This is a genomic window from Nostoc sp. FACHB-133, from assembly GCF_014698055.1.
Classification (GTDB): domain Bacteria; phylum Cyanobacteriota; class Cyanobacteriia; order Cyanobacteriales; family Nostocaceae; genus Nostoc.
The window spans coordinates 26,653-36,662 of the sequence record NZ_JACJSH010000064.1; the positions used below are offsets into that span (position 1 = coordinate 26,653).

A 10,010-nucleotide genomic window follows, 5' to 3' on the forward strand; every position below is an offset into this window, starting at 1 on the left:
TAAGGGACAAAATGCGTAATCTGGGGCTACCACCACGATGATATTACTAACGAGTTGACGTAAATTGCAATGTGGCTAATTTTTACTGATGACTGTGTGATTGATTTTTGATTAACTGTTCGTGAGTTATTTTACAGGCTTTGAGTAATCACTGTTCAATCAGTTACGTTAATATCTGTTGCTGTTCCTTAACTATTTGTTGCATTGATAATTACCTGTCTTTAGATAGATGCTCCAGATTAAAGTAAAGTTTTAAACATAAACATTAGTTTGATTTTTACTCTTGTGGCTAAAGACAGTATTCCTAAGTCAAAGATTCCAGACGCTCTTGATGCTCTACGCGCTTTAGGTGCTAAGGAATTAGATGATATCCCAGCACGAGCGGCTATTAAAAAGATGCGTCGTCAAATTGAACGGGTGCTTCGTCTCGGCTATAGCTACGAGGAAGTGTCTAAAACTTTAGCCCCCTTGGATATCAACATCAGTCCTGAACGCATCCGTTATTTACTTAACGATATTCGTCGGTCTACGCGCAAAAAATCAGTCACTCCTCCTAGCCAAGAGAATACCAGTACACAAGTTATTGATGAGCCAGTAGTTCACGAGAATCCTGAGATTACAGAAAGCAATACTCAATCCGCCAATAAACCTCAGTCTCAATCAGAACCAAAATCAAAATCCGCTTCATCCAAATCAACAACTTCTAAAACTCCTAAAACGGCTAAAAAGACCTCTGATGATAAAGCTCCAGAGAATCAAAATCCCTCTCGCCTTGCTTTTGTGCCTGAAATAATAAACGATGAGGATTTGTAGATGGTAGTCAAACCTAGACAATCGGCTGACCAAGTTCAGGACGAAAAGGCGAATGAACAGCCAAAAACTCTTGGGCGATTGGTGTTGGTAACTGGTGATAAGGGCGGTACTGGTAAAAGTGTAGTGGCGCGGATTCTCCTCGACATTTACCGCCACAGAAATATTAACTGCATTGCTTATGAGTGTGACCAGTCGAACCCCCAACTTTATCGCCACTACAACAAGGTTATGCCAGGGGTGCAAACGCTCAAACTAAATCAGCGCGGTGGTGCTGATGCTTTGCAGGATGATTTGAAGCGTTTGTCTCCTCAAGTTTCCCTTGTGGATCTGCCTGCTGGTGCTGCTGAGTATTTTGAATCGGTGGCTAAGGATATTTTTCTGTTTCAAAATGCCCAGCGTTTGGGTTATCGCATCACTATGGTGTCGGTACTGGGTCGAGTCAAAGATAGTCTGTTGCAGTTAAAACGGCTGGTGGATTTCTGCGGCGACAAAGTTGATTATGTTGTTGTGAAAAATCTCTACTGGGGTGATGAACACAAGTTCACTCGCTACAACAATTCTAAGATGAAGCAGGCTGTAGAAGCATTGGGGGCAGTTGAACTTTTATTGCCTGAGTTATATGACGATATTTTTGACCTCGTTGACTCCAAGGATCTTACCTTCCGAGAGGCGCTAGAGCATGAGGATTTTAGTTTGAGTAATCAATCGAGAGTTTTTGGCTGGATTGATGCGGTTGAAACTGAGTTTTCTAAGGCGGCGATACAGTTGGGGTTAGAGTAATGGCTGTAAGTAATGGTAATGGCAATGGTGCGGTATCTCATTTAGATAGATTACTGTCAGAAAAACCACCTGAGTTTCAAGCGAAAGTCTTACGGTTTGCGCTTGATTCTGGGATGAAACAAGATGACCCAGCATTTCGGCTGGTGCAGTACATTGGTTATTTGGCGCAACTAACAGAAACTGCACCAAATGATTGGAAGTTGTTGTTTGAAAATTTACAAGATGAGTTAAACCAATGGAGTCAACTGACGGCAGAGCAATTGAAGACCCAAGCCGACCACACGGAGAATATCAAAAATCTAGCGACAAGTTGCAATCAGCTAGGGACAGCCTTGAGCGCATTAAATCTAACGTCGCAGCAACAACTCAAGCAATTGACGAGCTTAACGAAACTCTCCGAGAATTTGAGCAATATCTCCCCAAGGCAACCAGAGACATTGAGCCAACCGTTGCAAGAACAATTGAAAGAGATTCAGATAGGAATATCTCTATTGAACCAAAAAGACGCGGAATCGGTCGTTAAAGGTTGGACTAGAGCTATTAGAATCTGGCTTGTCTCTCCGATCTCATTTTTTATTCTGTTTTGGTTTTATTCACACATGACCCCAATCCCTACTCCTATTGAAACTAGTGAGTCTCTACAGAAGATTTTGCAGAATACTGATTGGAGTAATACCAAGCTTCAACGGGTTGAGAAAAAGTTGGGGACAGATCCAAATCAGAGACGACAGCGGTAAAAATTTGTTGTTGAAAACGCGATTTAAAACAATTGGATCTGTATTCGGGGTTGAGCCGAGATATGCGGTTCAATACCCTTTTAATGAAATCCAACTTATGATTGAATAATAGTAATATCAACAAATAACTAATCCTGCATTAAATTATTTAGTGCAGGTTTAACGACGTAATCAAAGTAAGTCACAAGTGAAAGATTCGTGAAGGGTAGTGTACCAGATAGCGACAAACTAACCTGTAAAGTGTTATGTGACGCTCTGCTGCCCTTTGAATAGATACAGGCTGAGTCAAAAGCGAGAATTTCAAGGTATCGTTGTGAAAAACATAAACAAGGTAAAAGCTTTATCAGGCTTATGTTCTGAAAGTTGTGAATGTCCTGAAAACAATGATTATCATCCTTACGCAGTGAGTATTTTATTCATTGGGAATCCCGAACCCAATTTACTTCTAATCCTGAATTTTGCCCAAGGTGCATATCTCCGTGTGAATCATAGCCCTTCATGTTCATTTGGTTCCCATCAATGCTCAACATAAGAAATTTCTGCAATGCGTTTATATTTTCAGCATTAGTAATTTCTATATTGAATATAGTGCCATCAGTAACTCTAGTTATATCTTTAAAGGACATTGGGCTATCTTTACCAAACCTGATCGTTGTTGAAGTAATTGATAAAGTTTCTCCTCTACCATTAGACCATTTACCAACATATGGTAGTGGTTCAGTAGGTGGTAATGTTTCGGTAAATGGTGATGTTTGCGTAGATGGTGATGTTTGCGTAGATTCTGCTGTTACTTTAGGTGGATCGTCTCTGTGAATATATAAAGCAGAAATTGCTAATCCAGTGATAAGAGTTATACCAACTATAATTTGTGTTTTTTTGGGTATTTGATTATGATAATTAAGTATAGTATCAGGATTGGGATTATTTATTGTTCTTTGTTTAACAAAGCTTTGACTGCAATTGAGCTTTATCGCAATTTTTTTTAAAACTGACCCATATGTTTCATTTTTAAAAATAGGACTTAATTCCAGGCAGCAAAGTTTACAAAGGCTCTCTTTATCTTCTATGCCATTTAAATAGTGAATTAGCTGTGTAGCAAAGTCATCATCCGAAGAATCTCTTATAAAACCTAATCGTGTGGGATCAATTCCAATTTTTCTACATAGTGCTTCTCGTGATCTTGTTACTTGACTACGGAGCAATAATGTTATTAATTCTTTTATATCATTCTCACTTAAAAATTCTTGTGACATCTTTAAACCTCTTAGATTACTTAACAGTTAACTTTTGATTTAATATATTCTAAATCAGTAGCATACTTTCCTTTTTTAAAGACATTTTCGAGTTCTTTACATATTTTATAGAAAGCTTGTTTGTCATCTGTACTATATAAATGACTAATTAGCTCAAGAGCAAAATCAGCGTCCGCAGGTTGTCTTAGGAACACAATTTGATTTGGTTCAATTCCAATTTTTAAACATAGTGCTTTTCGCGCCGAATATTCGGCCCGTCCACTACGTATCAATAGTTCTGTAAGTGTTTGTATATCAGATTCATTTAGTTCTTGAGATGTTTCGGACATAGATTCATGTTTTACTAAAGGCTCGTCTTTACTCCAACTAATCTCAGGAACCGTGTCCTTAAGATTTTGCTTTTTTTTTAAAATAGGTGTTAGTTGCTCTTGAAGACCAGCTAATCGAATTGCAGCACAACCAAATTTATAGGCAAATTCTATAGAACGTCCAGATCCTATGGCATCATAAAAACCTACAGCAAATTCAATTGCAGATCTATCTCCAATCGCTTTTTTCATGCCAATTACATAGTTAATGTGTTCAGTGATTGCAAGAGCTTGTATCTCTGAATAACACCCATTAAGAACAACACACTCAACTTGGTCTGCAAACAGTTCAAACAGTCCCGCTAACGCTTCTCCATCAACTAGCTTTGCCTGCCCAACTTCATCTTCAAATACCAGACCTTCATCCCCCACCCCATGCCCAGAAAAATGAACAATCTGTGGATTGATATCCAGCATTGCTCGTTGTATATCCCTGGGTCTGACTGCCCACTTCTGTTCTAATACAAACTGATCGCGCTGTTTAGCTCGCTCCAATCCAGCATCAATCTCACGCACTTCCTCATCCAAACGCAGCGGTTTTGTGCCTTGAGGATTTGCTGCCAAAATTAAGATTGTTTGCACCATTCACTAGACCCCAGTTATATAAGTTGAGCAGATTCTCACTCAAATGGTTTTACCAGTAGTAAGAACATCCGATTTGGTACTAGCCTCTTACCTCTTTATCTCCCCAGCTTGGGGAACCTCGTTGCTTTCGAGCCATTGCTCGATTAGCTCAATTACTACTTGGCTCATTTTCTTACCCTGCATGACACAGGTGGCATGGAACCGCTTTTTCAAGTCATCCGTAATGCTAATGTGCATTTTCTATATTGATATTTATGTACGTAATTGTTACACAAATCTACAAATGTAAAAAAGGCAATTCCGAAAAAATGCTAGTTAAAAAGTGAAAGCACTTTACTAAAGAGTGCTTTGGGACTTTCCAGGTTTATCTGTCCAAAAAGTTTCAAGTCTATTACCGTAACTTATCAAAAAAGTAAGAAAACCATTACCGCGCAACAGCGATACTCAGCATTGGCTATCAAAAGTCTTTCTCTGCCTGCCTTTCAACTTGTAATTAAGAAATGTCTTCACGAGTATTGCTTAAAAAGCATGGTCAGAGAAATGTTTCTCTGACCATACTTTTTAATCCCAGTCACTTTGTGCTGACGGAGATCGCACCATGTTCTTAAATTTCGTTAAGTGTGCATCAAACAGTAGTTGGATTGTGCCTGTAGCCCCATCGCGGTTTTTAGCAAGGATAATCTCTGCAATTCCTTTGTCTTGCGTATTTTGGTCGTAATATTCATCACGATACAACATAATTACTTTGTCCGCGTCCTGCTCAATCCCGCCACTGTCACGTAAATCCGAGAGCATAGGGCGTTTGTTATTACGGTTTTCTACTGCTCTTGATAGTTGCGATAAACACATAACAGGGGTCTGTAACTTCATCGCTAAACGCTTAAGTCCGCGTGTGAGCTTTTCTATCTCATTGTTTCTGTTGCCCCCGCCGTTACCATCCATCAGTTGCAGATAATCGACGACAATCAAACCCAAATCACGGCGCTCTTGTGCCATGATTTTACGGCATTCAGATTCTATATAGCTCAGTGATGGGTCTGGGCGGTCATCGAGGTAAACAGGTAGCTCTGATAGTGTACTGATGCCCTGTGATAGTGGTTCCCATTGTTTATTAGAGATACGCCCAGTTTTCAAGTAGCCGCTTTCTATGCCAGCCTCACCTGAAAGCGCACGCATGGCAATCTGTAGCTTTGACATCTCCAAACTGAACACGACAACCGGAAACTGATAAGCTTGGGCGAGATAAAAAGCTATCTGAGCCGCAAACGCTGATTTCCCCATCGCCGGACGACCTGCAACGATGACTAAATCATTGCGGTTGAATCCACAAGTCATTGCATCAAGATCATAAAAGCCCGTGGGAATCCCAGGTAATACCTTACCTTGGCTGCGGTCTTCAATATCCTGAAACAGATCAACAATCACATCTCTTATGTGGCTGGCCCCCGCAGTGTCAGACGAACGCTGCAACTCATAGATCAAGTCCTGTAATTGTGAGAAGGCTTCCTCTAAGGGGGTTTCTTCATTGGATTTGTGCTGCAACTCAATTGCAAGGTTTCCCAGTCTACCTAGTTCCCGGCGCTTCCATTTTTCCACAACTAGACCTGCCAGCGCATCAATGTTAACTGCTGATACCGTCCTGTCAACCAGCGATGCTAACTTGTTTCGACCGCCGATAATTTCTAACAAACTATTATCAGCTAAATAATTCGTGATCATCAACAAGTCTGTGGGCAATTCTTGGGCATTAAGTCGAAGGGCTGCGTTGTATATACGACCATGAGCGCTGATATAGAAGTGGTGCGGCTTTAAAATGTCGCGGACACGTTCTATGGCTACTGGGTCAAGCAAGATGCCCCCAAGTATCGCCTCTTCAGATTCAATGCTCTGTGGTGGTAGCTTATTGGCTGTGGTGGCAAAAGGAATTACGTTGTCGTCACTGGCGTACATATTAACCTTTGATTTGAATTAGGTCTAAATTTTTACAGTCAGATACCCACTAAAAAGAAGGGTGTAGGGGGTAGGGTGTAGGATGGAACCCCATCGAGTTTCTTCACAATTAGGTCGCAGCGCTTGGGACGAGGTTCATTCTTCCCCTACACCCCACACCCTACACCCCACACCCTGCCCCTTCGGGGCTTGGTCAATCAGGAATATCTACAAATCTTTCAGGAAACTTGGCGCTTGCCCATTCGTACCATTTGGCAGATACTTTATGCTTGCAAAACTTAGATAGTCCCTCAGACTGGAGCATACTGTAGTAGTGATCGTGCATCCGCGCCTCCCATCTGGGAAAATCATACTTCTTGCGCTGTTTCTCTACTTCTGCGGGGTCATCAGCAAAGTTATTAATTTTGCGCTCTAATTTCCTGCAACCTACTTTCCATTGCTCAAATAAGCAAAATATCTCTGTACTACCTTCATCTTTTTTAGAAAGCACTGTAGTCACGTATGGGGCAACGTTGTTAATGTCTTTACCCTGCTTACGCTGATAGGTCTGATAGTAAAGCAGGAAATCTACTTCTTTAACTGGGTCATCACTAAAAACCAAAATTTGAGAATGATTCTCACGCGGCGCGCCGGAATTTAGATCCTCATGAGTGGATTTCTCGTTAGTTGTAGAGACTTTCTCTTTATTAACAGCGTAGTGATTATCTAGAAGTGCTTTTTCTTGGTCAGTTTCTTTCCTTTCTTCTTCCTCTTTTTCCTCCGTCTCTCCAGTGATGGATTGAGGTAATTTATTTCTGTAATCTAATAAAGACGCTGAAAGCTGTTCTGCGACTGACTTTAAAGGGGGTGGGACATCACTATTAGTGACTACCCCATTACTATTAGTGACTACCCCATCACTATTAGTGACCACGGATAATCTCGTATTATTTACATCGTCACTATTAGTGACCACGGATAGTCTTGTATTATTTACATCGTCACTATTAGTGACCACGGATAGACCCTGAAGAATCAATGCTCCTACTTTGACGGCATCCACACGATAGAATTTGGCGCTACTGCCTTCTTTCTTCCTGGGCTGACAGGCAATCACATAACCAAGTTTTTCTAGAGCTAATAACCTTTTTTGGATACTTTTCTGTGTACCCAGTGAAGGATATCTTTCTGCCCATGCGCTATAAGTAGCACTAGTCCACCATTCCTCATTGTGTAAGTATCCGCGCTTGTTATTCTTCGCGTTCGCAATACACCAGCTTTCAATGATTTGAATTAGTAAAGCCTCGCAAACACCCACTTCGTTTGCCACACACCAGTAAAGCTTGGTAAATGAAGGTTCGTAGCCGTGGGTTGCTCTATATGCTGCTAATGCCTGATTCGCGATCGCACTGTCTACGCTTTGAGATTTCATTTTGTAACATTCCGAAATTTTGTGTTGATTTCGGATAACTCCTTGCACGGCGACCGCAAAGCTGATTACTATAGTAGTGCGGTCGCGGTTCCGAAAAGTCTTGCAGGACATTTTCAGTTCGGAGTTACCCGCGTTATGACAAAACAATTAATGAAAATCCAGTCTCCGCTGGTACGCATCCCCTCTAGTTGCCACTAGTGGGGATTTGTGTATGAGAGACGCTAAATCTGTTGATTGTTTGCGCCTTCCCGCCTCATACCGTTTTGTATTGTGGGGATAATGTCTAATTCATCACCCAATTGTTCTAAGCGCTCGTCTATATCGTCTAGTTGTGCTGTGATGTCCGGTTGGTAAGCGTTAATCATATTACTTGTTGCTCACTTTGTTTTCATGGTTTGTTACTGCTTGTTGGGTGATCAGTTCAACTAAATTTGATAGGGTTCGGCTTTCGCTGTCCGCCCATTCTTGTAGTTTTTCTTTTAACTCAGGACTGCATGTAAAAGTTACTTTTGCCTTTGACGTTGCCATTATATTAGAAAAGTTCTGATATATTCCGACATTTTCAGTTAACATCAAAACTTGTCAAAAGGCAGCTGGTTCTAAGCAGTTCCGAACCTAGTTGACAAGTTCAGAACTTATCTACTAATATATTAGTGTCAAGGTTATCGATACGTCAATAACTTAAGGCAGACGCAAGTAAGACCCAAGTGCAAAACGCTAAGGCGACTTCCTTTCGAGGGTTGCAAGGGTTGCAAGCGCTGACTTTGACGACTAATTTTCGCTATTTATCAGCACATCTGCATAGCGATCGCTTTATATCTGCGGTCGCGGGAATTGTGCGTGTCTGAACCTTGAAAACTACATAGACCAAGTATGGATATCGATATTAAAAAGTTGCCTTTTTCAGTTTGGTGGCAAATCTCAGAAATCAATGGAACTTGGGCAACTGTCGCTTTCAAAAGATGGACACAGACTGTAGACGCAAGCATCCTGCAAGCAATGAATCTTGAGGAATGGGAAGTGGTTGCAGACACTCTCAACTACAGCTTTGAGTGGGCTTGTAAGCAATTCAAAGTCCACAGAAATAAACAAAAAGAAGGATAAGGATTTATGCTCCACCAAAACCAATTACGAAGGTTAGAAGCAATAGATCGCTGGCTCAGAGAAATTCGAGATTCGGAAGAATTCAGACAACTGGAATACTCCCCAGATGTGATGCTAGGCGATGCAATCCAAGCAGTAGGCGAACTACTTGACGAACATGAACCCTGTGATTACAAGCCCTTGAATTTTACTGATGAGCAGTGGCATTCATATCTAGAACAAAAGCCAGTAATGCACATTCGCCGTGTAATTCCTTGGCGTGAAAAGATTAACTCATTCATACTCGATGCAGCATCAGAAGTAGCAATTCTGAGCTTGGTAACAACAGGTTTTATGGTAGTTGGTACTATCTTTTGTCACGGCTTTGACCGGATTGAACAAAGCAGAGGCGAGGAATATCAGCCCACATGGATCTACAACGCCAAAATTTTTGAAGGAAGTGCCATCGCCTCTATCGCGGTCTTCCTGGGTGCAAGCTTGACGAGCGCGTGTGTCGCGGGAGATAAAAATGATGATTGATAAAGAGCTTGTAGGATGCGTCACGCTATTGAGCCAGAGCAAAACGTACTGGATCGACGGAACCCTTTACAGATATTTAACCAGTAGCGACAGTATCAGATACACTCAGTACTATTTCCGTCCTTTACCGCGTCAGTCTAAGAGTGCTGACTTAAAGCTCAATCGTGACAAGGTGCTAAGACGCTGCTACGAAGTGCCGAGCTTATATAAACAGCACACAGCAGAGATAAATCACAACTCAATACAGCTGAGTTTGTTCTAAACCTTGGTAACATCTACCACCGCGCAAAACGGACAAAGACTTTGACACAAGCGCGTCAACTAGTCCAAAAGGGGCGCTTTTACGGGGGTAAAATCGATAATTCAGTAAGTCTTGAATCGGTAAGCGGTTTGTTATTACGTGGTTATAGCCATTGAGTGCAACGACTAAAAGGCTTCTAAAAAGTTATTTTCTAAGGTTATTGACAGCCTCTAAGAAGAGGGGCTTATC

13 protein-coding genes are annotated in these 10,010 nt (G+C 41.3%); 6 read left to right on the plus strand and 7 right to left on the minus strand.

All coding sequences use genetic code 11. The features are described 5' to 3' along the window. The first annotated feature begins 285 nt into the window (after positions 1-285). Genes H6G86_RS31565 through H6G86_RS31575 form a run of 3 tightly spaced genes read left to right on the plus strand, consistent with a single transcriptional unit; the run spans position 286 to position 2,330 of the window. Positions 286-813, plus strand: coding sequence for a hypothetical protein (locus H6G86_RS31565; RefSeq protein ID WP_190937632.1), 528 nt, complete (start codon positions 286-288; stop codon positions 811-813). Beyond that, positions 814-1,593 carry a P-loop NTPase family protein gene (locus tag H6G86_RS31570; RefSeq protein WP_242065071.1) on the plus strand — a complete coding sequence of 260 codons (780 nt, stop codon included), beginning with the start codon at positions 814-816 and terminating at the stop codon, positions 1,591-1,593. Continuing rightward, positions 1,593-2,330 carry a DUF6753 family protein gene (locus H6G86_RS31575; RefSeq protein WP_190937633.1) on the plus strand — a complete coding sequence of 246 codons (738 nt, stop codon included), beginning with the start codon at positions 1,593-1,595 and terminating at the stop codon, positions 2,328-2,330. Before H6G86_RS31570 ends, H6G86_RS31575 begins: the two co-directional genes overlap by 1 nt. A gap of 416 nt (positions 2,331-2,746) precedes the next feature. Here H6G86_RS31575 and H6G86_RS31580 read toward each other — a convergent pair whose 3' ends face one another. The 7 genes from H6G86_RS31580 to H6G86_RS31610 form a co-directional block, all read right to left on the minus strand. After that, on the minus strand, positions 2,747-3,583 hold the full coding sequence (locus tag H6G86_RS31580) for a hypothetical protein (RefSeq protein ID WP_190937634.1): 837 nt from the start codon (positions 3,581-3,583) through the stop codon (positions 2,747-2,749). Positions 3,584-3,603: 20 nt separating this feature from the next. Further along, entirely contained in the window at positions 3,604-4,536 is a 933-nt protein-coding gene (locus H6G86_RS31585) for a CHAT domain-containing protein (protein WP_190937635.1), read from the minus strand. A gap of 87 nt (positions 4,537-4,623) precedes the next feature. Beyond that, entirely contained in the window at positions 4,624-4,773 is a 150-nt protein-coding gene (locus H6G86_RS31590) for a plasmid partition protein ParG (RefSeq protein ID WP_190937636.1), read from the minus strand. A gap of 324 nt (positions 4,774-5,097) precedes the next feature. After that, positions 5,098-6,486 (minus strand): replicative DNA helicase, encoded by a 1,389-nt coding sequence (dnaB, locus tag H6G86_RS31595; RefSeq protein ID WP_190937637.1) that lies wholly within the window; start codon positions 6,484-6,486, stop codon positions 5,098-5,100. A gap of 193 nt (positions 6,487-6,679) precedes the next feature. After that, positions 6,680-7,897 carry a hypothetical protein gene (locus tag H6G86_RS31600; protein ID WP_190937638.1) on the minus strand — a complete coding sequence of 406 codons (1,218 nt, stop codon included), beginning with the start codon at positions 7,895-7,897 and terminating at the stop codon, positions 6,680-6,682. Between the two features lie 221 nt (positions 7,898-8,118). Beyond that, entirely contained in the window at positions 8,119-8,262 is a 144-nt protein-coding gene (locus H6G86_RS31605) for a hypothetical protein (RefSeq protein WP_190937646.1), read from the minus strand. Between the two features lies 1 nt (position 8,263). After that, positions 8,264-8,470: a ribbon-helix-helix domain-containing protein gene (locus H6G86_RS31610; protein WP_242065072.1), complete on the minus strand. Its 207-nt coding sequence runs from the start codon at positions 8,468-8,470 to the stop codon at positions 8,264-8,266. A gap of 134 nt (positions 8,471-8,604) precedes the next feature. On the opposite strand from H6G86_RS31610, the gene H6G86_RS31615 reads away from it, so the two are divergent. From H6G86_RS31615 to H6G86_RS31625, 3 genes are read left to right on the plus strand one after another with little or no spacing between them, the layout of a single operon-like run. Continuing rightward, on the plus strand, positions 8,605-8,745 hold the full coding sequence (locus H6G86_RS31615) for a hypothetical protein (RefSeq protein ID WP_190937639.1): 141 nt from the start codon (positions 8,605-8,607) through the stop codon (positions 8,743-8,745). Positions 8,746-8,770: 25 nt separating this feature from the next. Beyond that, positions 8,771-9,001 carry a hypothetical protein gene (locus tag H6G86_RS31620; protein ID WP_190937640.1) on the plus strand — a complete coding sequence of 77 codons (231 nt, stop codon included), beginning with the start codon at positions 8,771-8,773 and terminating at the stop codon, positions 8,999-9,001. A 6-nt stretch (positions 9,002-9,007) separates the two neighbouring features. Further along, positions 9,008-9,520 carry a hypothetical protein gene (locus H6G86_RS31625; RefSeq protein ID WP_190937641.1) on the plus strand — a complete coding sequence of 171 codons (513 nt, stop codon included), beginning with the start codon at positions 9,008-9,010 and terminating at the stop codon, positions 9,518-9,520. The last annotated feature ends 490 nt before the right edge of the window (positions 9,521-10,010 follow it).

Bases quoted from the DNA above. Each gene is read 5' to 3' on its own strand.
- H6G86_RS31570 (WP_242065071.1), top strand. From the start codon at position 814: ATGGTAGTCAAACCTAGACAATCGGCTGACCAAGTTCAGGACGAAAAG.
- H6G86_RS31575 (WP_190937633.1), top strand. From the start codon at position 1,593: ATGGCTGTAAGTAATGGTAATGGCAATGGTGCGGTATCTCATTTAGAT.
- H6G86_RS31580 (WP_190937634.1), bottom strand. From the start codon at position 3,583: ATGTCACAAGAATTTTTAAGTGAGAATGATATAAAAGAATTAATAACA.
- H6G86_RS31585 (WP_190937635.1), bottom strand. From the start codon at position 4,536: ATGGTGCAAACAATCTTAATTTTGGCAGCAAATCCTCAAGGCACAAAA.
- H6G86_RS31590 (WP_190937636.1), bottom strand. From the start codon at position 4,773: ATGCACATTAGCATTACGGATGACTTGAAAAAGCGGTTCCATGCCACC.
- dnaB (WP_190937637.1), bottom strand. From the start codon at position 6,486: ATGTACGCCAGTGACGACAACGTAATTCCTTTTGCCACCACAGCCAAT.
- H6G86_RS31600 (WP_190937638.1), bottom strand. From the start codon at position 7,897: ATGAAATCTCAAAGCGTAGACAGTGCGATCGCGAATCAGGCATTAGCA.
- H6G86_RS31605 (WP_190937646.1), bottom strand. From the start codon at position 8,262: ATGATTAACGCTTACCAACCGGACATCACAGCACAACTAGACGATATA.
- H6G86_RS31610 (WP_242065072.1), bottom strand. From the start codon at position 8,470: ATGTTAACTGAAAATGTCGGAATATATCAGAACTTTTCTAATATAATG.
- H6G86_RS31620 (WP_190937640.1), top strand. From the start codon at position 8,771: ATGGATATCGATATTAAAAAGTTGCCTTTTTCAGTTTGGTGGCAAATC.
- H6G86_RS31625 (WP_190937641.1), top strand. From the start codon at position 9,008: ATGCTCCACCAAAACCAATTACGAAGGTTAGAAGCAATAGATCGCTGG.